Source organism: Streptomyces sp. NPDC051636 (genome assembly GCF_044453765.1).
GTDB lineage: Bacteria > Actinomycetota > Actinomycetes > Streptomycetales > Streptomycetaceae > Streptomyces.
Map to the genome: position 1 here is coordinate 64,020 of NZ_JBITDA010000016.1, position 23,505 is coordinate 87,524.

Genomic DNA, 23,505 nt, shown 5'->3' on the forward strand with positions numbered 1-23,505 from the left:
CGATGAGCACCGTCACCCTCGCGTCGAAGCGCCGCCGGGCGGCGCTTCGCACGGCCGCCTTCATGTCGCCCTGGCTGATCGGCTTCGCGGTGTTCTTCGCGTATCCGCTGATCTCGACGGTGTATTTCTCGTTCATGCACTACGACGGTTTCAGACCGCCGACGTGGAGCGGAACGAAGAACTGGACGTACGTCTTCGAGCACTACCCGCTCTTCTGGCCCGCCCTGCGCAACACCCTGTGGCTGGTACTGGTCACGGTGACCCTCCGGGTCGTCTTCGGACTCGGAGTCGGCATGCTGATCACCAAGATCAAGACGGGCGTGGGCGTCTTCCGCACCCTCTTCTACCTGCCCTACCTCGCCCCGCCGGTCGCCGCCACCATCGCCTTCGCCTTCCTCCTCAACCCCGGTACGGGCCCGGTGAACTCGCTCCTGGAAAAGGTGGGCATCCCGGCCCCGGGCTGGTTCAACGACCCCACCTGGTCCAAGCCGGCCCTGACCCTGCTGGCCCTGTGGGGCGTCGGCGACCTGATGGTCATCTTCATGGCCGCGCTGCTCGACGTACCGGCGGAGCAGTACGAGGCGGCGGAGCTGGACGGCGCGTCGGCCTGGCAGCGGTTCCGGTACGTGACACTGCCGAACATCTCCCCGATCGTGATGTTCGCCGTGGTCACCGGCGTGATCCAGACCATGCAGTACTACACGCAGCCGCTGATCGCCGGGAAGGTCGCCTCGGGCGTGATCCAGGGCGCGGGCACCCAGTTCGAGCCCGGCTACCCGGAGAAGTCCACGCTCACCCTCCCCCAGCTGGTCTACAACCTCGGCTTCCAGCGCTTCGACTACGGCTCCGCGTGTGTCGTCGCCCTGGTCCTCTTCGGCCTGTCGATGGCGTTCACCGCGTTCCTGATGCGGCGCCGGGGCGGTCTCATCCAGGCAGGTGACTGACGATGACCCAAGTACTGGACAAGCCGGTCGGGTTGACGGCCCCCGCCTCCCCCGCCGAGCGCACCGCCCGCCGCAGGGCGGCCCTGGAATGGGTCGCGGTCCACTCCCTCGGCGTGGCGGCCGCCCTCTTCTTCACCCTGCCGTTCGTCTTCGTCGTCCTCACCTCCCTGATGAGCGACACCCAGGCGCTCAGCCGCGACCTGATCCCGCACACCTGGGAGTGGGGCAACTACCGCAAGGTCTTCGACACGCCCGGCTTCCTGACCTGGTGGAAGAACACCCTGATCTACGCCGGGCTGGGCACCGTCCTGACCGTGGTGTCGTCGATCCCGGTGGCGTACGCGCTCGCCAAGTTCCGCTTCCGGGGCCGCAATCTGTCCCTCATGCTGGTGATCTCGATGATGATGCTGCCCCCGCAGGTGATCATCATCCCGATGTACCTGTTCTGGGCGAAGCAACTGGACCTGTCGGGCACGCTGTGGCCGCTGATCATCCCCATGGCGTTCGGCGACGCGTTCTCCGTCTTCCTGCTGCGGCAGTTCCTGATGACGATCCCGAACGAGTATCTGGACGCGGCGAAGGTGGACGGCTGCGGCGACCTGCGGACGCTGCTGAAGGTCGTCCTGCCGATGGCGCGGCCCGGGATAGCGGCGGTCGCCCTGTTCCAGTTCTTCTACGCCTGGAACGACTACTTCGGGCCCCAGATCTACGCGTCCGAGAACCCGGGCGCCTGGACCCTGTCGTACGGCCTGGACTCCTTCAAGGGCGCGCACCACACCGACTGGAACCTCACCATGGCCGCCACCGTCCTGGTCATGGCCCCCGTGATCCTCGTGTTCTTCTTCGCCCAGAAGGCGTTCGTCGAGGGCGTCACGCTCACCGGAGTGAAGGGTTGATCCACGTATGAAACTCACCGTGGTCGGCGGAGGCTCGACCTACACGCCCGAACTCATCGACGGCTTCGCACGCCTCAGGGACGCCCTCCCCATCGAGGAACTGGTGCTGGTCGACCCGGCGGCCGACCGGCTGGAGCTGGTGGGCGGCCTGGCCCGCCGGATCTTCGCCAGGCAGGGCCACGGTGGCCGGATCGTCACCACCGCCGACCTGGACGCGGCCGTCGACGGCGCGGACGCGGTCCTGCTGCAGCTGCGCGTCGGCGGGCAGGCGGCCCGCGAGCAGGACGAGACCTGGCCGCTGGAGTGCGGCTGCGTCGGACAGGAGACGACCGGCGCGGGCGGCCTGGCCAAGGCGCTGCGCACGGTCCCGGTGGTGCTCGACATCGCCGAGCGGGTCCGTCGTGCCAACCCGCGCGCGTGGATCATCGACTTCACCAACCCGGTCGGCATCGTCACCCGCGCCCTGCTCCAGTCCGGTCACCGGGCGGTCGGGCTGTGCAACGTGGCAATCGGCTTCCAGCGGAAGTTCGCGGGCCTGCTCGGCGTGGCGCCCGCCGACGTCCACCTCGACCACATCGGCCTCAACCACCTCACCTGGGAGACGGGCGTCCGCCTCGGCGGCCCCGAGGGCGAGAACGTCCTGCCCAAGCTGCTCGCCGAACACGGCGACACCATCACCGACGACCTGCGCCTGCCCCGCCCGCTCCTGGACCGCCTGGGCGTGGTCCCGTCGTACTACCTGCGCTACTACTACGCACACGACGCGGTGGTGCGGGAGCTGCGCACCAAGCCGTCCCGGGCGGCGGAAGTGGCCGCGATGGAGCGCGAGTTGCTGGCCATGTACGGCGACCCGGCCCTGGACGAGAAGCCGGAGCTGCTCGCCGAGCGCGGCGGCGCCTACTACTCCGAGGCGGCGGTGGACCTGGCGGCGGCCCTGCTGGGCGGGGCCGGCAGCCCGTACCAGGTGGTGAACGCCGTCAACCGGGGCACGCTGCCCTTCCTGCCCGACGACGCGGTGATCGAGGTGCAGGCGGCGGTCGGGCCGACGGGTCCCGTCCCGCTGCCGGTGCCGGAGGTCGACCCGCTGTTCGCGGGACTGGTGGCGAACGTGACGGCGTACGAGGAGCTGGCGCTGGAGGCGGCACTGCGAGGAGGGCGGGACCGGGTGTTCCGGGCTCTGCTCTCCCACCCTCTGATCGGCCAGTACGAGTACGCCGAGACCCTCACCGACCAGCTGATCGCGCACAACCGGGAGCACCTCGCGTGGGCCTGACCGCAAGTGTCCTCGCCATCGACGCGGGCAACAGCAAGACCGACGTCGCGGTCCTGGCGGCGGACGGCCGCGTCCTGGCCGCGGCCCGCGGCGGCGGGTTCCGCCCGCCGGCGGTGGGCGTGCCGGCGGCGGTGGACGAGCTGGCGCGGGCGGTGGCCCGGGCCTACGCCGCCGCCGGCGTGGACTCGGCGACGCACGTCTCGGCGTGCCTGGCCAACGCCGATCTTCCGGTGGAGGAGGAGCAGTTGGCGGCCGCGCTGCACGCGCGCGCGTGGGGTGCGACGGTGGAGGTCCGCAACGACACCTTCGCGATCCTGCGCGCGGGCGTGGCCGAGCCGCGCGGCGTCGCGGTGGTCTGCGGCGCGGGCATCAACTGCGTCGGCATGCGCCCCGACGGCCGCACGGCCCGCTTCCCCGCCCTGGGCCGCATCTCCGGCGACTGGGGCGGCGGCTGGGGCCTGGCCGAGGAGGCCCTCTGGTTCGCGGCCCGCGCGGAGGACGGCCGGGGCCAGCCCACCGAGCTGGCGCGCACGCTCCCGGCCCACTTCGGGCTGGACTCCATGTACGCCCTCATCGAGGCCCTGCACCTGGAACGCGTCGAGCACGCCCGGCGCCACGAGCTGACGCCGGTGCTGTTCGCGACGGCGGCCGGCGGCGACGCCGTGGCCCGGGCCGTGGTGGACCGGCTGGCCGAGGAGGTGGTGACCATGGCCACGGTGGCGCTGTCCCGCCTGGACCTGCTGGACGAGGAGACACCGGTGCTGCTCGGGGGCGGTGTCCTCACGGCCGGGCACGCCCAGCTCGAGGACGGCATCCGGGACCTGCTGTCGGCGCGGGCGCCGAAGGCGGTGCCGCGGGTGGTGACGGCGAGCCCGGTCCTGGGGGCGGCGCTGCTGGGACTGGACCGGTTGGGTGCGGGGGCTCAGGCGGGGAACCGGGCGCGGGCGTACTGGGAGGAAGGTGCGTGACCCGGGCGACACCACCAGGGAACCGAACACCGTCCCGGCGCGTATTCATGGGCACGGGGAGGTGACAATGCCGCCCCCCGCTGCCCAATGTCAGATCTGGCGGTGATACTGGTCGGCAAGTAGATGACCATGGGGGAGGTCAACAGTGGCGCACCCGCCGAGCAGCGCGGCACCACCCGTGCCGGCACAGCCACCGGCACCGGCAGTCGTCCCGGCGCCGCCCCGCCGCACCGCGTTCGCGGAGGGCGTGGACCGGCTGCGCGCCGCCGCGACCACGGAACCCGGCCGGCTGCGCATCATCGGTGCCGTACTGGCCCTGCTGGTCGTCGCGTTCGGCGCGGTCACCGCCTGGCAGACGAGCGACCGCGCGGCCGCGGCGGACGACGTGCTGCACAGCAGCCAGCCGCTCAGCTCGGGCGCGGCCGACATCTACCGCTCGCTGGCGGACGCCAACACGGCCGCCTCCAGCGGATTCCTGGCGGGCGGTCAGGAGACGGCCGCCTCCCGCGACCGGTACGAGAAGGACATCCGCGCCGCCGCCGAGGGGCTCGTCACGGCCGCCGCCAGCTCCGATCCGGGCTCCCCCTCGGAGGCGACCGTCGCCAAGCTGAACAAGCTGCTGCCGGAGTACAAGGGCCTGATCGAGCGCGCGCGTACCTACAACCGGCAGGGCTACCCGGTGGGCGGCGCGTACCTTCGGTACGCGAACGAGAAGATGCAGAACGAGATGCTCCCGGCGGCCGAGGCTCTCTACAAGGAGGAGAACAGCAGGCTGAGCGAGGACTACGCGGACGCCACGCCTTATCCGTGGGCGGCGATCGCCCTCGGCGTCCTCGCCCTGGCCGCGCTCGCCTGGGCACAGCACCGCGAGTACCGGCGCACCAATCGGGTCCTGAACCACGGCCTGGTCGCCGCCACGGCCACCGCCTCGGTGGTGCTGCTCTGGCTGGTCGTGGGGCACAGCGTCGCCCGCGCGGACCTCGACAGCTCCTACGACCACGGTGTCCGCTCGCTGAACGTGCTGCACGACGCCCGCATCGCCTCCCTGAAGGCACGCGGCAACGAGAACCTCAGCCTGGTGGCGCGCGGCGCCAAGACGATCCAGGTCGGCGGCGACGTGTACGACGCCTACTACTACGACTTCGACAAGGACATCACGGTCCTCGGCAAGCGCCTGGCCGAGGCGGCCGAGCTCGCCGACGACAAGGCGGGCAGCACGCCGGTCCAGTCGGCCGAGGGCAACATGGCGGAGTGGAAGAAGCGCCACACGTCGGCCCGTTCCGAGGACGAGAACGGCAACTACGACAAGGCCCTCGACCTGGTGATCGGCGCCAAGGGCGCGACCGGCGACTGCTTCGACGCCGTGGACACGAACCTGAAGGACGCCCTCGCGCACGAACAGGCCGAGTTCCAGCAGTCGGCCGGCGACGGCCGCGACGCGATGACCGGCCTCCCGGTCGGCACCGCCGTCCTCGCCGTCCTCGGCGCCGCAGGCGCCCTGCTCGGCATCGGCCGCAGGCTTTCGGAGTACCGGTGACAGGGGGCGCGGACGTGGACGCACGACGGGTGCCGGGCGCCCTGCGGGGCTGGGGTGGCGTGGGTGCGATGGCGGTCGTGTGCGCGCTGGCGCTGGGCTTCGTGCTGTTGTTGCCGCTGAGCCAGTCGCACGGGGACGGTGAGCAGGGCGTCGGTGGGCGGGGGGTCGCCACCGGCCGGCAGGCGCGGGCCGAGGCCTGCGAGGACCCCGAGAAGCAGACGCTGTCGCCGTCGGGCGCGGACGGCCGGACGATCGACGCGATCAAGGCCCGCCAGGGCGACAAGCGCAAGATCATCGTGGGCGTCGACCAGAACAGCTACCGCTGGGGTTACCGCAACCCGAACACCGAGGGCGCGGGGCTGGAGGGCTTCGACATCGACCTCGTCCACCGGATCGCCCAGGACATCCTCGGCGACCCGGACGCGGTCCAGTTCAAGGCCATCCCCACCAGCCAGCGCATCTCGGCGGTCAAGGACGGCCGGGTCGACATGGTGGTCCGCACGTTCACCATCACCTGCGACCGCATCGTCGATGTCGCCTTCTCCGCGCCGTACTTCAAGACCGGCCAGCAGGTCCTGGCCCCCAAGTCGTCGCCCATCACGGGGTACAACGACTCGCTGGCGCACAAGAGGATATGCACGGCCGCCGGTTCGACCGCGTACACCAAGCTGGACGACGACAGGAAGGCCGACCGGCTGGTCTCCTCCGCCGACATCTCCACCACCGTCCCCAACCAACTCGACTGCCTGGTACGGCTCCAGCTCGGCGAGGTCGACGCGGTGGTCACCGACGCCGCGCTCGCCGCCAGCCAGGCCGCCCAGGACCCGACGGTCGAACTGAAGGGCGCCGCCTTCACCACCGACTACTACGGCGTGGCGATGAAGCAGGACGCCACCGATCTGGTACGCCGGGTCAATCAGATCCTGGTGGAGTACCGCGCGAGCGGCTGGCAGGCGTCGTACGACAAGTGGCTGTCGGCGACACTGGGTATGGACGCGAGCCCGTCGAAGCCACCCGCGCCGGAGTATCTGCGCAAGAGCTGACCGGGGAGCGTCGGGCAGGCGATCTTCGGGCATGAACTTCAGCAGACTCAGGACCAAGCAAGCGAGAGGTGATCGATGGGCGTCACGGACCCCGCCGGGCCGGTGATGGACCGGGACGAGGTGGACCGTGCGCTGGCGCGGCTCGGCGCGGAACACGAGGCGATCGAGACCTCGCTGCTCGCCCTGCAGGACCACGCGGGCCGCAGACTCCTCGAAGGCGCCGAGCTCACCGGCGTCACCAAGGAGCGCTGGGCGGCCACGGAGGCGTCGATCACGCTGCTGTGGGCGTACTTCGACGCGTACACGGCCGCGCTGCGCGGCGCCCGGGAGATCCGCGCCCGGCGCCGGTGGTCCAGCCGCGAGGACCTGGTGGAGCTGACCGAACTGCTGCGCGGGGAGTCCGTCACGGTCGCGGGCAGCGCGGCGGCGAACGCGCCGACGCTGCTGTCCGCTTCGGGCCGGCTCAGCGAGCGGTTCTCGCTGGCGACGCTGGTGGACCGGATGAACGAGCTGTACGCGCGCTCGCTGGACATGGTCGTCGCCGCCGACGCCGTCTGGTCGGCGCTGCCCGCCCGGATCGATTTACTGGCCGCGGAGCTCCAGCGCACCCGCAAGCTGGCGTACTCGGTCGGCGTGCGCCCCGGCGAGCACCCGGCGGGCGACGACCTGGAACGCATCACGCGCACCCTGACGAAACTGCGCGAGCAGGTGGTCTCCGACCCGCTCGCCTTCTGGGTGCCGGCCGAGGGCAGTTCGGCGCCGGGCGGCGGCCGGCCGGACACCACGGTGTACGACCGTGAGGCGCGCGCCCTGGAGGACGTACGCCGTGAGATCGACGCCGTCCTGACGGTCCGTCAGGACGCCGAGCAGCGGCTGGTGCGGCTGCGGGACGTGCTCTCCCGCGCGGACCGCACGCTCGCCGAGGCCCGCACCGCGCGCGGCGAGGTGCTGGCGAAGATCGCCGCGACGGAGGTGCCCGTGGTCAGCGGCCCGCCGACCGTGCTGCAGGAGCAGCTGGCGACGGCCGCCGAGTACCGCAGACAGGCCCAGTGGCACCGTCTCTCCCCGCTCCTTGAGTCCCTGGAGCAGAAGGCGGAGGACGAACTGCTGCGTGCCCGCGAGTCGTTGACCGCGGTCACCGCGCCCCTGGCGGTCCGTGCCGAACTGCGCGGCCGTCTCGACGCGTACAAGGCGAAGGTCGCCCGGCACGGGCTCGCCGAGGACCCGTTCCTCATCGAGCGCTACGACGCGGCGCGCCGCATGCTGTGGAGCGCGCCCTGCGACCTGCGCGTCGCCGAACAGGCCGTCCTGCGCTACCAGCAGGCGGCCGCCGAACTGCTCGCCGCACCGCGCGTGCCACAGCAGGGCGGCCAAGAGGACCGTAGGGGGAACCAGGCGTGAGTCAGGCACAGCAGGCGTGTCAGCGGCCGGGCTGCGAGGGCGGTTACGAGGACGTGGGCGGCGGCGAGCTGTACTGCGACACCTGCGGTCTCGCCCCGGTCGTGTCGGCGACCGGCATGGTGGGCTCGCCGCCCACCGGGATCACCGGCGGCGGCAAGGGCTCCTCCGGCAGCTCCAGCGCGCGCTCCAGCAGCCGCAGTGCGCGCACCTCGTCGCACTCGTCGAAGTCCCGCCGTTCGGTGTCCGGACGGCTCTCCCGCTCCGTGTCGGGCACGTCGACGGGCCGCTCGGTGTCGGTGCGCAGCTCCGGTTCGGCCGCCGGGTCGTCGGGGCGCAGCCGGCTGGGCGCCGGGCTGGTCACCGTCCCGCAGGTGCCGCGGCCCGACCCGCGCGCGATGGTGCTGGAGAACCCGGAGGTGCCCGAGCGCAAGCGGTTCTGCTCGCGCTCGGACTGCGGGGCGCCGGTCGGCCGGGCGCGCGGTGAGCGGCCCGGGCGCACGGAGGGCTTCTGCACCAAGTGCGGGCACCCGTACTCCTTCGTGCCGAAGCTCAAGGCCGGCGACATCGTGCACGGCCAGTACGAGGTCGTGGGCTGCCTCGCGCACGGCGGCCTGGGCTGGATCTACCTCGCGGTGGACCGCGCGGTCTCCGACCGCTGGGTGGTGCTCAAGGGCCTGCTGGACACCGGCGACCAGGACGCGATGGCCGCCGCGATCTCCGAGCGGCGCTTCCTCGCGGAGATCGAGCACGCCAACATCGTGCGGATCTACAACTTCGTGGAGCACCTCGACCAGCGCACCGGCTCCCTCGACGGCTACATCGTCATGGAGTACGTCGGCGGCAGGTCCCTGAAAGAGATCGCCAACGCCCGCCGCACCCCGGACGGCAAGCGGGACCCGCTGCCGGTGGAGCAGGCGTGCGCGTACGGCATCGAGGCCCTGGAGGCGCTCGGCCATCTGCACAGCCGCAACCTGCTGTACTGCGATTTCAAGGTCGACAACGCCATCCAGACCGAGGACCAGCTCAAGCTGATCGACATGGGCGCGGTGCGCCGCATGGACGACGACGAGTCGGCGATCTACGGCACGGTGGGCTACCAGGCGCCGGAGGTCGCCGAGGTCGGCCCGTCGGTGGCGTCCGACCTGTACACGGTGGGCCGTACGCTCGCGGTGCTCACCTTCGACTTCCAGGGCTACACGAACGTCTTCGTGGACTCCCTGCCCGACCCGGACACCATCGAGGTCTTCCGCCAGTACGAGTCCTTCTACCGCCTCCTGGTCCGCGCCACGGACCCCGACCCGGACCGCCGGTTCGCCTCCGCGCAGGAGATGTCCGAGCAGCTGACGGGCGTGCTGCGGGAGGTCGTGTCGCTGCAGACGGGCCGCCCCCGGCCCGCGCTGTCGACGCTGTTCGGACCCGAGGTGAAGGTCACCGACACCGAGCTGTTCCCGAAGCTGGACGGGGACGTGTCGCGGCTGGGGACGAGAGCGCCGCGGGTGAACCAGGGGCCCACGCCTCCTGCCCCGCCCCACTCCCCCGCGCTCGCGGGCACTGCCGACGGCGGCGGCCCGGGACTCGTCAAGCCCGTCCCCACCCCGGCAGCCGCGCTCGCCCTGCCGGCGCCGCACGTCGACCCGGCCGATCCCAACGCGGGTTTCCTGGCGGGCCTGATGACCTCCGCGCCGGGTGAGCTGATCGGCGCGCTGACGGCGGCACCGCAGCAGACCGTGGAGACGCGGCTGGCGCAGATCCGCGCCCGGCTGGAGAACGGCGACTCCCAGGCCGCGCTGATGTCCCTGGCGAAGCTGGAGGAGGAGCGGCCCGACGACTGGCGGGTGGTGTGGTACCGGGGCGTGGCCGCGCTGGTGACCGGCGACTTCCAGGGTGCCGCGCTGTCCTTCGACGCGGTCTACGACGCCTTCCCCGGCGAGAGCGCGCCCAAGCTGGCGCTCGGCCTGTGCGCGGAGGTGCTCGGCCAGCTGGACAACGCCGCCGAGTACTACCGCCTGGTGTGGTCGACCGACCCGAGCCATGTCAGCGCGGCGTTCGGCCTGGCCCGCGTCCAGCTCGCGGCCGGGGACCGGTGGGCGGCCGTACGGACGCTGGAGTCGGTGCCGGAGTCCTCCATCCACTACACGGCCGCCCGCGTGGCCGCCGTACGGGCGCGGCTCAGGCAGCGCGCGGCGACCGCCTCCGACGTACCGTTCCTGGAGGACCTGACCGCCGCCGCGGCCCAGGTCGAGGCGCTGCAGGCGTACGGTCTGGACCCGGCGCGGCGCGAGCAGTTGTCGGCGGAAGTGCTCGGCAGCGCGCTCGACTGGATACTCTCCGGGGGCCAGGGCGCCCAGCCCGCCGCGGGCGGCAGGGTGCTGCTCGGCAGCGGTCTGGACGAGCGGGGCCTGCGCTTCGGCCTGGAGCGCGCGTACCGCACGCTGGCCCGGCTGGCGCCCGGCGGCGAGGAGAGGATCGACCTGGTGGAACGGGCCAACCGTTACCGCCCCCGGACGTGGGTGTAGTTGATGTCGCAGATGCCCCAGCAGGCCGCACTGTCGCAGTGCCCGAACTGCGCTGAGCCGCTCGAGTCGGATGACCGTTTCTGCGGTGTGTGCGGGTACGACCTGTCGGTGGTGCCCCCGCCACCGCAGGACCACCCGACGCTCACCATGAACGGCTCGGGCGGGCCCGGGCAGGAACCCGGCCGGGCCCCCGGCCAGGGCACCGCCTGGCCCGTCGTGCAGCCCCCGGACGGCTCCGCCGCCCCGGCGGCGGTGCACCTGCCGACGGACCTGCCGGGCACCCACTCGGGCGGCTCCCCGCTGCCACCCGCCACCCCCGCGCCTCCGGCTGTCCCGCCGCCCCCGGCCGCTCCCCCGGCCGTCCCCGCGGCGACCGGTGCCGCCACGCCGCCGCCCGGCTTCCCGGACTCCCCCGATTCACCGGATTCCCCGGCCTCCGGTGTCCGCTTCGACCGGCCGCCGCAGCCCGACGACTATCCGCTGCAGGCGCCCGATCCGCGGGTGGCGAGCGCGGCCGAGGAGGCCAAGGTGTGCGTGGCCTGCCGGGCGGGCCGGGTGGACAGCGACGGCTACTGCGAGAACTGCGGGCACGCCCAGCCCCGCGAACGCGACCACATGGAGCAGGAGTGCGGCCCGGTCGCCGCCGTCAGCGACCGCGGGCTGCGCCACCACCGCAACGAGGACGCCTTCGCCGTCGGCCACACCGCGCTGCCCGACGGCTCGCCCGCGGCCCTGGCGATCGTCTGTGACGGCGTCTCCTCGGCGACCCGCCCCGACGACGCCTCGCTGGCCGCGTCGCGGGCGGCGGGCGAGTCGCTGCTGGCCGCCCTGCCGCACGGCACGCATCCGCAGCAGGCCATGCACGACGCGATCGTCGCCGCCTCGCAGGCGGTCAACGCCCTCGCCGAGGAGTCCGACTCGGCCCGCGAGCACGCCGTGCACCAGAACGCCCCCGCCTGCACGATCGTCGGCGCGGTCGTCACCTCCGGGCTGCTGGTCGTCGGCTGGGTCGGCGACAGCCGCGTCTACTGGGTGCCGCTGGACCGCGGCGCGCCCCCGGCCCGGCTCACCGAGGACGACTCCTGGGCCGCGCAGATGGTCGCCGCGGGACTGATGAGCGAGGCGGAGGCGTACGCCGACGAGCGCGCCCACGCCATCACCGGCTGGCTCGGCGCGGACGCCTACGAACTGGAGCCGCACACCGCTTCCTTCAAGCCGGACCGGGCGGGTGTGGTGGTGGTCTGCACGGACGGCCTGTGGAACTACGCGGAGACGGCCGAGGAGATGTCCGAGGTCGTGCCCCTCGACGCCGCCGCCCGCCCGCTGCACGGCGCCCGGGTCCTGGTCGGCCACGCCCTGGACGGCGGGGGCCACGACAACGTAACAGTGGCCGTCCTGCCGTTCCCTGCCCCGCCGCAAGGGGCAGGATCGGCCTGAGGGCATACCGCGCGGAAGCCCGAACAGACCGGAGGGGACCGGTCCGTTCACCGTCACCGCCCTGCGCCGACAGGGCGTCCGAGGGGGGATTTGAGTAAGCATGGCCAATTTCTCGAAGTCGAACGTGCCGCAGTTCTCGGTGGACGTGTACCAGAACGCGTACCTGCCGGAGGGCGGCCGCGAGGTCAACGCGATCGTCACGGTGTCGGCCACCGGGGGCGGCACCATCGGGAGCGCGGTGGCAGCACCCCACGTGTACGCGCCCGGCCAGGGCCCGTCCGCCGCCGTGGCGATCATGGTCGACTGTTCGGGCTCGATGGACTACCCGCCGACCAAGATGCGCAACGCCCGGGACGCCACGGCCGCCGCGATCGACACCCTGCGCGACGGGGTGCACTTCGCGGTGATCGGCGGCACGCACGTGGCCAAGGAGGTCTATCCGGGCGGCGGCCGGCTCGCGGTGGCCGACACCACCACCCGCGAGCAGGCCAAGCAGGCGCTGCGCCGGCTCAGCGCGGGTGGCGGTACGGCCATCGGGACCTGGCTGCGGCTCGCCGACCGCCTGCTGTCCTCGGCGGACGTCGCGATCCGGCACGGCATCCTGCTCACCGACGGCCGCAACGAGCACGAGTCGCCGGAGGATCTGAGGGCGGCCCTCGACGAATGCGCCGGACGCTTCACCTGTGACACGCGGGGCGTGGGCACCGACTGGGAAGTGAAAGAAGTCACAGGCATCGCCTCCGCGCTGCTCGGCACCGCCGACATCGTCGCCGACCCGGCCGGTCTCGCCGCCGACTTCACACGGATGATGGAGACGGCCATGGGCAAGGAGGTCGCGGACGTCGCCCTCAGGCTGTGGACACCGGTCGGCACCACCATCAAGTTCGTCAAGCAAGTAGCCCCCACGGTCGAGGAGTTGACCGACCGCCGCACCGAGGCGGGCCCGCGCGCCGGGGACTACCCCACCGGCTCCTGGGGAGACGAGTCCCGTGACTACCACGTGTGCGTCGAGGTCCCCGCGGCGGGCATCGGCCAGGAGATGCTGGCCGCCCGGGTGTCCCTGGTCATCCCGCAATCCGGCGGAACGGCCCAGAATCTGGGCGCCCAGGGCCTCGTACGGGCCGTGTGGACCGACGACATGACCGCCTCCACCTCGATCAACCCGCAGGTCGCCCACTACACCGGCCAGGCCGAACTGGCACAGGCCATCCAACAAGGGCTCGATCTTCGCAAAGCTGGAGATTTCGATGGCGCAACGGCCAAACTGGGGCGGGCCGTTCAGCTCGCCAGTGCCTCGGGGAACGCGGATACTGCGAAACTGCTTGCGAAGGTGGTCGACGTGGTCGACGCCGCGACAGGTACTGTGCGACTGAAAGCGAAGGTCGAGGAGGCCGACGAGATGACTCTCGAGACACGGTCCACAAAGACTGTTCGTGTAAAGAAGTGACGTAAGAACGACTCAGCAGGACCCTGCGAGAGAGGGGGAAGCGCCGACATGCCGACCTGCCCGAACGGACACCAGTCGGGTTCCGACGACTGGTGCGAGGTCTGCGGTCACCGCATGGCCGGTGCCGTACCTCCGCCCCCTCCGCCGCCGCCCCCGTCCGGCGGCGGGTACGGATTCCCGCCGCCTCCCGGCCAGGGCGGCCAGCCCGGCGGACGCCACCTGTCCCCCGTGCCGAACCATGAGCCCGAGCTCTGCCCGCAGTGCCGCACGCCCCGCGAGGGCGGTGCGCCGTTCTGCGAGGAGTGCCGCTGGAACTTCCTGACCAACACGGCCACTTCGTACACCCCGGCCGCCCCGCGCACGCCCGCGCCCGGCCCGGCCGCCCCCCGCTTCCAGCCGCCCGGCCCGTCCTACGGTGGCGGCGGCGAGTCGTACGAGTACCAGGGCTCGCGCCCGTCCCAGATGAACCGTCCCGCCGAGCCGATCCCGCCGAACCCCTTCGGCAGCGAGCCCTCGGGGCCGACACCGTTCGGGAACGAGCGCGGTCAGGGCGGTCCCGGCCAGGGTCCCGGTCCGTCGGGCTTCGGCGGCGGGCGCGGCCCCGGTGGACCGGGCGGTCCCGGCCAGGGCGGTCCCGGACCGTCCGGCTTCGGCGGCGGTCAGGGTCCCGCCGGTCACCCCGGCCCGCCCAACCCTCCCGGCCCCGGTGGCTACGGTGGCGGCCCGTCGCGGCCGGTTCCGCCGCCGCCCGGCCCGCCCGCCGGGCCCGGTGCCACGGCCGGTGGTCCCCCGCCCGGGTTCCAGCAGGCCGCTCCACCTGCCCCGCCCGCCTTCCCGCAGGAGACCCGCCGGCCCCCGGCGGGCGGTCCGTCCTTCGGCGGCGGTGAGGACGACTGGGTCATCTCCCCGCCGTCGGGCTCCAGCCCGTCCGGCCCGGGCGGCGGCTACGGCTATCCGCAGCCCGGCGCCACCCAGGCCCCGTCCGGCCCGGGCTTCCCGCAGGCGCCGCAGGCGCCCCAGGGACCGGCCACCTGGACGGCGACCATCGGCCCGGACCGCGAGTACTTCATGGCGATGATGCAGCGCTCCGGCCCCGAGGCCACGGGCCTGAACCTGCCCGCGTACTCGCCCGAGCAGCAGCGCACGCTCACCGGCAACCAGGTGACGATCGGCCGCCGCCGCCACTCCACCGGCGACACCCCCGACATCGACCTGTCGGTGCCGCCGGAGGACCCGGGCGTCTCGCACCAGCACGCGGTGCTGGTCCAGCAGCCGGACGGCAGCTGGGCGGTCGTCGACCAGAACTCGACCAACGGCACGACGGTCAACGGCTCGGAGGAGCCGATCCAGCCCTTCGTGCCGGTGCCGCTGCGGGACGGCGACCGGGTGCACGTGGGCGCCTGGACGACGATCACGATCCGCAGGGGCTGAGAGCCCCTCAGGGGAGGGGCCAGGTGTGCGGCCCCTCCGGATCGTCCAGCCACGCCCACTCGCGGTCGCCGACGACCGTGATGCCGTACCGCTCGCGCCGCGGCATGCCCTCGCGCTCCCACAGCGCGTACGCCTCCCGGGGATCGAGGGTGCCCCCGGCCAGCGCCAGCAGGAAACGGAACAGGTCCTGCTCGCGGGCCCGGCGCGGCAGCCCTTCGAAGGACGCCGGCCCCGGCTCGGGCCGGTGCTCGCCGCGCAGCGGGACGAAGTAGGCGGGCGTGGCCAGGAAGTGGCCCTCGGCGTGCCCGGCGTCCCGCACGTTCAGCGCGACCAGGCCGGTGGCGAGCGGCGTCAGGATCCGCCCGCCGGGACGGCACTGCGCCACCCAGGCGCGCGGCACGGACGGCAGGGCACAGGTCGCGATGATCCGGTCGAAGGGGGCGCGTTCGGGAACTCCGCGCGCCCCGTCGCCGGTGACCACGACCGGGTGGTACCCGGCGGCGGCCAGGTGCTGCCGCGCCGACTCGGTGATCTCCGGCTCCAGGTCGACGGTGGTGACCAGGTCGTCGCCGAGCCGGTGGGCGAGCAGGGCCGCGTTGTAGCCGGTGCCCGCGCCGATCTCCAGCACGCGGTCGCCGTCCGCCACCTGAAGCTCCACGAGCATCTGTGCCATCAGCGAGGGCTGGCTGCTTGAGGAGAGCAGTTCGCCGTCGCGGAGCCGGGTGGCCAGCGGAGTGTCGGCGTAGGCCCCGCGCAGCCAGCGCTCCCGCGCCCCGCGGTCCGGGCTCTCACCCCATCTGCGTTCGTATCCGCCGGCGACGCCGACGTAGTAGTACGGCACGAAGAGGTGCCGCGGTACCGCCGCGAACGCCTCCCGCCACACCGGGTCGGCGTCCCAGACCCCGCTCGCGTCGATCTCCCGCACCAGCGCGGCCCGCGCGGCGGCGGCGAGGTCGTCCAGATCGTCCAGGTCCCTGTCGAGAGCGTGAGCGCCCATGCGTCCACTGTGCGGCGCCGGGCGGCCGGAGGCGAGTGGTCCTAAGCCCTCAGTCCTGGGTCTGCGGGTCTGAGACCATGGGGTACGTGAAAGAGATTCGGCGCGGCACGCTTCAGGAGAAGACCTTCTACGAGCAGGTCGGCGGGGAGGAGACCTTCCGCCGGCTGGTCCACCGTTTCTACCAGGGAGTGGCCGAGGACCCGCTGCTCAGGCCGATGTACCCGGAGGAGGACCTGGGCCCGGCCGAGGAACGGCTGACGCTCTTCCTCATCCAGTACTGGGGCGGTCCGACGACGTACAGCGACAACCGCGGCCACCCCCGCCTGCGCATGCGCCACGCCCCCTTCACCGTTGACCGGGCGGCGCACGACGCCTGGCTGAGGCACATGCGGGCGGCCGTCGACGAGCTGGGCCTGTCCGAGGAGCACGAGCACCAGCTGTGGAACTACCTGACGTACGCGGCCGCATCGATGATCAACACCGCCGAATGACCAGCGTCGGCTGAGCCCTGGATTCCGGTCGTACGACGCCGGAATCGGTCACAATCCGGTCAAGCCCGCCGCGCAACCGCTTACCCCCCCCCCCGTCCGCCCTCTCTGACAGCATCGCCGGGAGGTGCGGACAACGGGGGCCGGACGGGGGCCGGACGGGGCCGGGTGCGGGGGTTCGTCGTCTTACGTGCGCGGGCGCACCGCCTGCCGCTCGCCGCCGCGCTGCTCGCCGCCCTGCTGACCACGGCGGTGCTGGCGACGCTCACCGCGTACGCGGGCGCGATCGGTGACGCGGCCCTGCGCCACTCCCTCGCCGACCCGCGCAACGCCGCCGACACCGCACTGATCGTCAAGGCAGAGGTGCCGCGGGGGCAACGTGCGGCGGCCGACGCCGCCGTAGGGAAGGGGGCCCGGCGGACCTTCGACGGGCTGCCGGTGACCGTGCGGACCCTGGTGCGGCCGGCCCGTACTCGCTGCCCCGCTCGCTCCAGTCCCGCGCGGAGCGCTCCGGGAGAGCCCGCCTTCACCTACGTCGCGGCGCTGGACCGCACGCAGGTGCGGCTGGTCGCCGGACGGCTTCCGCACGGTCCGGCGGAGGTGGCGCTGCCGCAGACCGCCGCCCAGCGGCCGGGGCTGGCGCCCGGCGCCCGGCACACCCTGGCCGACCGGCTGGACGGCCCGCCGGTACGGGTGCGCGTGACGGGGCTGTACCGGCCCGCGCCGGCGACCGCGTCGCCCTGGAACTGGAACCGGACAGACGTCGGCGTGTGGCCGGACGACAGCGAAGAAGAGTGACCGGCGGGACTCAGCGCACGCTGACGCCCAGCCCCCCGAGCCCGCTGCGCCGCACGGCGATAGACCCGTAGGGCGTACGCAGCCGCAGCCAGGCCCCCGACGACAGCAACGCGAGTTCCTGGGCCCCAGCCGGCCGCAGGAACCCCAGCGACTGAGCCGCGTGCACGGCCCGCACCGGCAAGGACGTCTCCCCGACCGTCCGGGACCAGATGTCCCGCCCGATCGCGTCGAGCACCACCCGCGTTCGCCGCTCCGGCCCCAACTCATCCGTACGGGACCGGAATTCGGCGACCGCGGCGCCGACCATCGCCCGCAGGGAGTCCGCCGGGGGCAGCCCCGGCTCCGGCCGCCAGCCCCCGCGCGGCGGCAGCACCCCGGCCCACGGCGGCCCGGTCACCGCGGCCGGCACGACGGCCGTGGCCGCCGACTCGTCCACGGACTCCAGCAGCTCACCGGCGGACACGGTCACATCGAGCGTGACGTCGAGCCCGTTCTCGTACGGCTTGGCGAGCCGCACCGCACGGATCGCCAGCACCTCGAAGGACGGCGGCCGCCCGAACACGGCGAGCGCGGTCCCCGCCGCCTGCAGGCGCACGGCGGCCGAACGGTCGTAGTGGAGCAGCCGGGACAGGAAGGCGGCGAGGTCGGCCGCCTCCACGTCGTCGGCGAGATGGAGCACCGTCATGCGGCGACGGCCTCCTCCTCGTCGTCCATGTACTCCCGGAGGAACTCCCGTTCCTCCGCGGTGATGCGGCGCGGCCGCTGGGCCTCGAAGTCGAACGGCACCACCACTGTCGAGGCCCGTACATAGATCAGGTCATCGTCCTTCACCTCGTAGGTGATGGTGAAGGACGCGGCCCTGATCTCGGTGACCCACAGCTCGACGTCCACCGGATGGTGCCGGTGGACGAGCTGCCGCTTGTAGTCGATCTCATGGCGCGCCACCACGGACCCCTGCTTGAACTCCTTTTCCGGGCGGAACAAGAAGTCGATACGGGCCTCCTCCAGGTAGCGGATGAAGACCGCGTTGTTGACGTGGCCGTACGCGTCCATGTCCGACCAGCGCAGCGGGCAGCGGTAGATGTGGCGCAAGATCGATCAGCCCCGGGTCAGCTTCTTGTAGGTGGCGCGGTGCGGACGCGCGGCGTCCGGCCCGAGCCGCTCGATCTTGTTCTTCTCGTACGACTCGAAGTTGCCCTCGAACCAGAACCACTTGGAGTCACCCTCGTAGGCGAGGATGTGCGTGGCGACGCGGTCGAGGAACCACCGGTCGTGGGAGACGACGACGGCGCAGCCCGGGAACTCCAGCAGCGCGTTCTCGAGGCTGGAGAGGGTCTCGACGTCCAGGTCGTTGGTCGGCTCGTCGAGGAGCAGCAGGTTGCCGCCCTGCTTCAGGGTGAGCGCGAGGTTGAGCCGGTTGCGCTCACCACCGGAGAGGACGCCGGCCGGCTTCTGCTGGTCGGGACCCTTGAAGCCGAAGGCGGAGACGTAAGCACGCGAGGGCATCTCCACCTGCCCCACATTGATGTAGTCGAGCTCGTCGGAGACGACGGCCCACAGCGTCTTCTTCGGGTCGATGTTCTCGCGGCTCTGGTCGACGTACGAGATCTTGACGGTGTCGCCGACCTTGATGCTGCCGGAGTCGGGCGTCTCCAGCCCCTGGATCATCTTGAAGAGGGTGGTCTTGCCGGCGCCGTTGGGCCCGATGACCCCGACGATGCCGTTACGGGGAAGGGTGAAGCTCAGATCGTCGATGAGGACCTTCTCGCCGAAGGCCTTGTTGAGGTTGTTGACCTCGACGACGACGTTGCCGAGCCGCGGACCCGGCGGGATCTGGATCTCCTCGAAGTCCAGCTTCCGCATCTTCTCGGCCTCGGCGGCCATCTCCTCGTACCGGGCCAGACGCGCCTTGGACTTGGCCTGCCGCCCCTTGGCGTTGGACCGCACCCACTCCAGCTCTTCCTTGAGCCGCTTCTGCCGCTTGGCGTCCTTCTGCCCCTCGACCTTGAGGCGGGCGGACTTGGTCTCGAGGTAGGTGGAGTAGTTGCCCTGGTAGGGGTAGGCGCGCCCGCGGTCCAGCTCGAGGATCCACTCGGCGACGTTGTCGAGGAAGTACCGGTCGTGGGTGATGGCCACGACGGTGCCGTCGTACTTGGCCAGGTGCTGCTCCAGCCAGTTCACCGACTCGGCGTCGAGGTGGTTGGTGGGCTCGTCGAGCAGCAGCAGGTCGGGCTGCTCCAGGAGCAGCTTGCACAGCGCGACGCGGCGCCGCTCACCACCGGAGAGGTTGGTGACGGGCCAGTCCCCGGGCGGGCATCCGAGCGCGTCCATGGCCTGCTCGAGCTGAGCGTCGAGGTCCCAGGCGTTGGCGTGGTCGAGCTCCTCCTGCAGCTTGCCCATCTCGTCGAGCAGGGCGTCGGAGTAATCCGTGGCCATCAGCTCGGCGATCTCGTTGAACCGGTCGAGCTTGCCCTTGATCTCGGCGACGCCCTCCTGAACGTTCTCCAGGACCGTCTTGTCCTCGGTCAGCGGGGGCTCCTGGAGCAGGATGCCGACGCTGTAGCCGGGGGAGAGGAAGGCATCACCGTTCGACGGCTGCTCCAGCCCGGCCATGATCTTCAGCACGGTCGACTTACCGGCACCGTTCGGGCCGACGACGCCGATCTTCGCCCCCGGCAGGAAGTTCAGGGTGACGTCATCGAGGATCACCTTGTCGCCGTGCGCTTTGCGCGCCTTGCGCATGGTGTAAATGAACTCAGCCAAGAGAAACCGTCCGGCAGCTTGAAATCTGGCAGTGGGCAGATACACCCCATCTTGCCTGACGGCCAGCCCTGGGTGGTAACCCGTCTGGTTGGGGGGCTGTGACCTGGCGTTTCGCTGCTGCGGGCGGTAGCTCGACCGTCGGTCAGCCAGCTCGGAAGTCAGTCGGGCCAGCCCGGCGGGGTCCCCTTGAGGTGCGGGCGCGCGTCATTGCAGGGGTGGCCGCGACGGCCTGGTCACCCTTTGCTTCATGAGCAACCACCCTCTCGTCGTAGTGGAGGCCCCGGACGACCGAGGCTTGCGGGCCGTGCGTGTCCGGGGTGAAGCCGTAGGCCAGGCATGGTCGCCGCGCGGCCTGCGGAGGCTGGTGCGACGGGCGGGTCTGCCGGACATCGATCTGGACGACCCCGGCCGCGTCCACTGGTAGTGGACCGTAGACCGCGCCGGCCGTGACCGGGTGCCCCAGGTGCGGCCGGATCTCCGCCTGCCCGTGGCTGATGTACTCGCGCAGAACTGAGTACGTGCGCTCTGGTCGGCGACGGGGCGAGCCGAAACGCTTGGACCATGCGCCAAGGACTGCTGAAACCCGTTCTCCAACTGTTGCCGATCATCGCACTGGCCGGGGTATCGCTGGCGGCGTGGGCTGCCTGGCTGGGCTGGGACCAGAATCGTGACGTGCAACCCGGTGGTACGACGACGGGCCCCTACGAGGCGTGGCAGGTGATCGGGCTGGTGCTGACTCTGCTGGCACCGGTGTGCTGGGCGGCATCCCGGCGCTACGGCGCAGGTGCTGTGTTCGGCACCACGGCCGGCCTGACCGTTGCCGCCTATGACGACTGGTCGGACGACTCCAGCGGCCTCTTCATGGTCGGCGTGGGGATGGTCATGATGGGAAGCTTCATCGTGACCGCCGTCATTTCCGCTGTGATCGCCTCCGCGAGTCGAGACGGACGACGGGACCGGAGCTTGACGTAACGCTGCGCTGGCTCCCGGCAGGCCTCGAACCTGCGGCCGAGCGCTTGGACGCTGTCGGCCGTCCACGTGGCAGTCGCCCATGGCAGAGTTCCCGGACTGTCGGCCCGGGCCCGATGACATCGACGCGGACAGCATCGGCCTCCACGGCTTCAGCGTGCTTGATCCGCACGGGTCCGATCCCGCGGAGCAGGAAGCGCTGCCGCGCAAGGCCATGGAAGGGATGGGGCCGCCTCGCTTCTTCGGTCCGGGGCCCGGCAGTTCGCTGATCGAACGTGCCACCCCGTGGAGACCGCGTCGATCGCTCAGCGCCCCGTCGTCGTCTCCCGTCGGCGGAGCAGCACCAGCACCCCACCCCCGATGACCACCAGCCCAATGGCCACCCCCGCGATCAGCGGCGTCACGCTGGAGCCGCCCGTCGCGGCCAGGTTGGTGTCGCCGGCGGTGCCGCCCACCGACGCGGGGCTGGGCTCGCTGAGGGTCTGGACGGCGTCGCCGGTTTCGGCGGACTGGGGCTTGCAGTCCAGGACGCCGGTGAAGCGCTGCTCGAAGCCGTTCGGGCCGGTGATCGTGAAGTCGTATGCCTGGTCTTCCTGGAGGGGGATCGTCACCGTGCGGGAGGTGCCCTCGGGGATGGTGTAGTCGGTCTCCATCAGCGAGAAGGTGAACGGCTTGTCGCCGGTGTTGGTCCCGGTGATGTCCAGGCTGCCCCTGGCGCAGTTCTCGCGGGCCCACAGGGCCGGTATCGCGCCCTTCGCGGCCCAGTCGGCGGCGGCGGGCGCGGAGACCGTCGACTCGCTGGAGCCGGCCAGGATCTGGGTCTGGCTGCGGCTGTCGGAAGTGAAGGCACGGCCGACCGGGACGGTGGTCGACGCCTGCACGGTCAGCTCGGCGGAGCCGTCGGCGGCCTTCTCCGGGACGTCGAAGAACAGGCGGCTGCCGTCCGACGCCGAGGTGACCGGCTTGCCGGTCTTGTCGACGATCCGTACGCCGGTGATCGCCGCGTCCGCCGGGGGTGTCACCGTCACGCTGCGCGCGTTGGTGTGCACCGTCACCGGGCCGAGGAGTCCGCCGGGTCGGCCGGAGACCGCGGGCGGGTCGAGGGTGAGGGAGGCTTCGGGCTCCGCCACGGAGCGGGCGCTCTTGACCAGGTAGTCCGCGAGCTTCTCGGCCTGCGGGTCCACGGCGTCGACGTCCGCGCCGTCGGAGTAGCGCCAGATGGCGACCTGTGTGCCGGCCGCGGCGTCCTGCTCGGTGAGACCGTGGGCGCCCGCCCGGTCGGCGAGCGCCGCGAGGTCGTTGACCTGGGGGTAGGAGTTCTGCAGGATCCAACGGATCTTGCCGGCGTCCTTGTTGGTGCCGAGCGAGGTGGCGCTCCAGGGCGTCTCCTGGTACTTGGCGTCCTTCTGCGTGGGGTTGTCCAGGTCGACGCAGTACGTATGCAGGGTGCCGCCGCCCTCGACGGACATCTCGAACAGACCCGCGGACACCCGCTGCTCGCCGCCGTCCTCGTGGATCACGGCGTCGCCGTACGTCTTCAGGCCGCCTATGGTGGCGGTCGCCCCGCCCTGGTGCTGCGGCGCCTCGCCGGCGGTGGCCGCACCGGCACCGGTCAGCACACCGGCGGCCGCCAGTCCGCCGACCAGGGCCGCGGTGGCGAGGCGGCGCACGCCCGCGCCGAGCGCGGACGGCGCGGACGCTCCGGCGGGCCCCGAGAGCCCAGAGAACGCAGAAAGCACTAAATTCCCCTTCGAGCAGGACCCGTTGTTGTGGGGGGAACGGTCCCACCAGCAGAATCAGCAGCCTCGAGAGCTACGCCCGGCATCCTATGGATCAAGCGCACCGCGCTCGGTGGTCATATCGTCGGATGACCGATCCGACTCGGAATCGTTATCGCGGCTGTGGCTGACGTCACGTCACCGCTACGGTCTGCGCCTGCTGTTGTACCGGAGCGTCGCCGTCTGCGTTCACGGACGGTGTCTCCCAGGCGGGTTCCGGTCGTCGCTGGACCGCCTCCGGCTTGGGCGTGCGCAGGAAGGCCGAGGTCCCGCGGGCCATGTCGTGGCCGATCGCCACGGCGTCGAGGTCCGCGGAGGCCCACTTCTGCCCCCCGTCGCGCGCCTCCTCGCGCACCTTCAACCTGCCCTGGACCACGACGGGATCGCCCAGGTTCAGCGAGGCCGCCGCGTTGACCGCGAGCTGCCGGTTGGCCCACACCGTGAAGAAGTTCGTGTGGCCGTCCGTCCAGGCGCTCTTCTCGCGGTCCCAGTAGCGCGACGTCACCGCCAGCCGGAACCGCACCGACGGGCCCGAGGCCAGCTCCCGGTACGTCAGGTTCGTCGCCACATTGCCCACCGCGCACACCATCGTCTCGTTCATCGCGAATCCCTCCCTCGCCCGGTCGTCACCGCCGAGCGGATACGCGTACGGGCCCGTCCCGTACGGCTGCGTCCGGTGCGTCGGTCGCGTGCCGCCGCGTCGTACTGCCGCGTCGTGCGTCGCGATCGCCGCGGGACCAGACTGCCGCCGTCGGGCCGGGCCCGCCGAGCGCTGTGGACCACCGGGAGACTGTGGAGAACTCCGTCACCCGGGCGAGT

Annotated in this window: 21 protein-coding genes; 15 read left to right on the plus strand and 6 right to left on the minus strand. The window is 72.0% G+C overall.

Going from position 1 to position 23,505, the window contains the following annotated elements; translation table 11 throughout:
* The first annotated feature begins 2 nt into the window (after positions 1-2).
* The 11 genes from ACIBBH_RS25890 to ACIBBH_RS25940 all read left to right on the plus strand — a co-directional run bounded on the left by ACIBBH_RS25890 (position 3) and on the right by ACIBBH_RS25940 (position 14,893).
* Positions 3-944, plus strand: coding sequence for a carbohydrate ABC transporter permease (locus ACIBBH_RS25890; protein ID WP_399408436.1), 942 nt, complete (start codon positions 3-5; stop codon positions 942-944).
* 2 nt (positions 945-946) lie between these two features.
* Positions 947-1,840: a carbohydrate ABC transporter permease gene (locus ACIBBH_RS25895; RefSeq protein ID WP_399408438.1), complete on the plus strand. Its 894-nt coding sequence runs from the start codon at positions 947-949 to the stop codon at positions 1,838-1,840.
* A gap of 7 nt (positions 1,841-1,847) precedes the next feature.
* Positions 1,848-3,113 (plus strand): 6-phospho-beta-glucosidase, encoded by a 1,266-nt coding sequence (locus tag ACIBBH_RS25900; RefSeq protein ID WP_399408440.1) that lies wholly within the window; start codon positions 1,848-1,850, stop codon positions 3,111-3,113.
* Positions 3,104-4,081, plus strand: a complete 978-nt coding sequence (locus ACIBBH_RS25905) for an N-acetylglucosamine kinase (RefSeq protein ID WP_399408442.1) — start codon at positions 3,104-3,106, stop codon at positions 4,079-4,081. The genes ACIBBH_RS25900 and ACIBBH_RS25905 overlap by 10 nt, the downstream gene beginning before the upstream one ends.
* Positions 4,082-4,226: 145 nt before the next feature.
* Positions 4,227-5,618, plus strand: coding sequence for a hypothetical protein (locus ACIBBH_RS25910; RefSeq protein ID WP_399408444.1), 1,392 nt, complete (start codon positions 4,227-4,229; stop codon positions 5,616-5,618).
* 14 nt (positions 5,619-5,632) lie between these two features.
* Positions 5,633-6,661 carry a glutamate ABC transporter substrate-binding protein gene (locus ACIBBH_RS25915; protein WP_399408446.1) on the plus strand — a complete coding sequence of 343 codons (1,029 nt, stop codon included), beginning with the start codon at positions 5,633-5,635 and terminating at the stop codon, positions 6,659-6,661.
* 75 nt (positions 6,662-6,736) lie between these two features.
* The gene (locus tag ACIBBH_RS25920) at positions 6,737-8,062 is read left to right on the plus strand and encodes a hypothetical protein (RefSeq protein WP_399408448.1); all 1,326 of its coding nucleotides are present in this window, start codon (positions 6,737-6,739) and stop codon (positions 8,060-8,062) included.
* Positions 8,059-10,578, plus strand: coding sequence for a tetratricopeptide repeat protein (locus tag ACIBBH_RS25925; RefSeq protein ID WP_399408450.1), 2,520 nt, complete (start codon positions 8,059-8,061; stop codon positions 10,576-10,578). The genes ACIBBH_RS25920 and ACIBBH_RS25925 overlap by 4 nt, the downstream gene beginning before the upstream one ends.
* 3 nt (positions 10,579-10,581) lie before the next feature.
* Entirely contained in the window at positions 10,582-12,015 is a 1,434-nt protein-coding gene (locus ACIBBH_RS25930) for a PP2C family serine/threonine-protein phosphatase (protein ID WP_399408452.1), read from the plus strand.
* A gap of 100 nt (positions 12,016-12,115) precedes the next feature.
* Positions 12,116-13,462: a VWA domain-containing protein gene (locus tag ACIBBH_RS25935; protein WP_399408454.1), complete on the plus strand. Its 1,347-nt coding sequence runs from the start codon at positions 12,116-12,118 to the stop codon at positions 13,460-13,462.
* A 48-nt stretch (positions 13,463-13,510) separates the two neighbouring features.
* The gene (locus ACIBBH_RS25940; RefSeq protein ID WP_399408456.1) at positions 13,511-14,893 is read left to right on the plus strand and encodes an FHA domain-containing protein; all 1,383 of its coding nucleotides are present in this window, start codon (positions 13,511-13,513) and stop codon (positions 14,891-14,893) included.
* Between the two features lie 7 nt (positions 14,894-14,900).
* Here ACIBBH_RS25940 and ACIBBH_RS25945 read toward each other — a convergent pair whose 3' ends face one another.
* Positions 14,901-15,890 carry a methyltransferase domain-containing protein gene (locus tag ACIBBH_RS25945; protein ID WP_399408458.1) on the minus strand — a complete coding sequence of 330 codons (990 nt, stop codon included), beginning with the start codon at positions 15,888-15,890 and terminating at the stop codon, positions 14,901-14,903.
* A 77-nt stretch (positions 15,891-15,967) separates the two neighbouring features.
* On the opposite strand from ACIBBH_RS25945, the gene ACIBBH_RS25950 reads away from it, so the two are divergent.
* Together ACIBBH_RS25950 and ACIBBH_RS25955 are read left to right on the plus strand one after the other, a co-directional pair.
* Positions 15,968-16,381: a globin gene (locus ACIBBH_RS25950; RefSeq protein ID WP_399408459.1), complete on the plus strand. Its 414-nt coding sequence runs from the start codon at positions 15,968-15,970 to the stop codon at positions 16,379-16,381.
* 165 nt (positions 16,382-16,546) lie between these two features.
* Positions 16,547-17,176: a hypothetical protein gene (locus ACIBBH_RS25955; RefSeq protein WP_399408461.1), complete on the plus strand. Its 630-nt coding sequence runs from the start codon at positions 16,547-16,549 to the stop codon at positions 17,174-17,176.
* A gap of 10 nt (positions 17,177-17,186) precedes the next feature.
* Here ACIBBH_RS25955 and ACIBBH_RS25960 read toward each other — a convergent pair whose 3' ends face one another.
* The 3 genes from ACIBBH_RS25960 to ettA are packed head-to-tail and all read right to left on the minus strand — an operon-like array spanning position 17,187 to position 19,939.
* Positions 17,187-17,861 carry a hypothetical protein gene (locus ACIBBH_RS25960; RefSeq protein ID WP_399408463.1) on the minus strand — a complete coding sequence of 225 codons (675 nt, stop codon included), beginning with the start codon at positions 17,859-17,861 and terminating at the stop codon, positions 17,187-17,189.
* Positions 17,858-18,268, minus strand: coding sequence for an acyl-CoA thioesterase (locus ACIBBH_RS25965; protein ID WP_399408465.1), 411 nt, complete (start codon positions 18,266-18,268; stop codon positions 17,858-17,860). Before ACIBBH_RS25965 ends, ACIBBH_RS25960 begins: the two co-directional genes overlap by 4 nt.
* 6 nt (positions 18,269-18,274) lie before the next feature.
* Positions 18,275-19,939 (minus strand): energy-dependent translational throttle protein EttA, encoded by a 1,665-nt coding sequence (gene ettA, locus ACIBBH_RS25970; RefSeq protein WP_399408467.1) that lies wholly within the window; start codon positions 19,937-19,939, stop codon positions 18,275-18,277.
* A gap of 247 nt (positions 19,940-20,186) precedes the next feature.
* On the opposite strand from ettA, the gene ACIBBH_RS25975 reads away from it, so the two are divergent.
* Positions 20,187-20,363 carry a hypothetical protein gene (locus ACIBBH_RS25975; RefSeq protein ID WP_399408469.1) on the plus strand — a complete coding sequence of 59 codons (177 nt, stop codon included), beginning with the start codon at positions 20,187-20,189 and terminating at the stop codon, positions 20,361-20,363.
* Between the two features lie 137 nt (positions 20,364-20,500).
* The gene (locus tag ACIBBH_RS25980; RefSeq protein WP_399408471.1) at positions 20,501-20,911 is read left to right on the plus strand and encodes a hypothetical protein; all 411 of its coding nucleotides are present in this window, start codon (positions 20,501-20,503) and stop codon (positions 20,909-20,911) included.
* A 302-nt stretch (positions 20,912-21,213) separates the two neighbouring features.
* Here ACIBBH_RS25980 and ACIBBH_RS25985 read toward each other — a convergent pair whose 3' ends face one another.
* Positions 21,214-22,647 (minus strand): Cys-Gln thioester bond-forming surface protein, encoded by a 1,434-nt coding sequence (locus ACIBBH_RS25985; RefSeq protein ID WP_399408473.1) that lies wholly within the window; start codon positions 22,645-22,647, stop codon positions 21,214-21,216.
* A 172-nt stretch (positions 22,648-22,819) separates the two neighbouring features.
* Entirely contained in the window at positions 22,820-23,287 is a 468-nt protein-coding gene (locus ACIBBH_RS25990) for a single-stranded DNA-binding protein (protein WP_399408475.1), read from the minus strand.
* Positions 23,288-23,505: the final 218 nt, after the last annotated feature.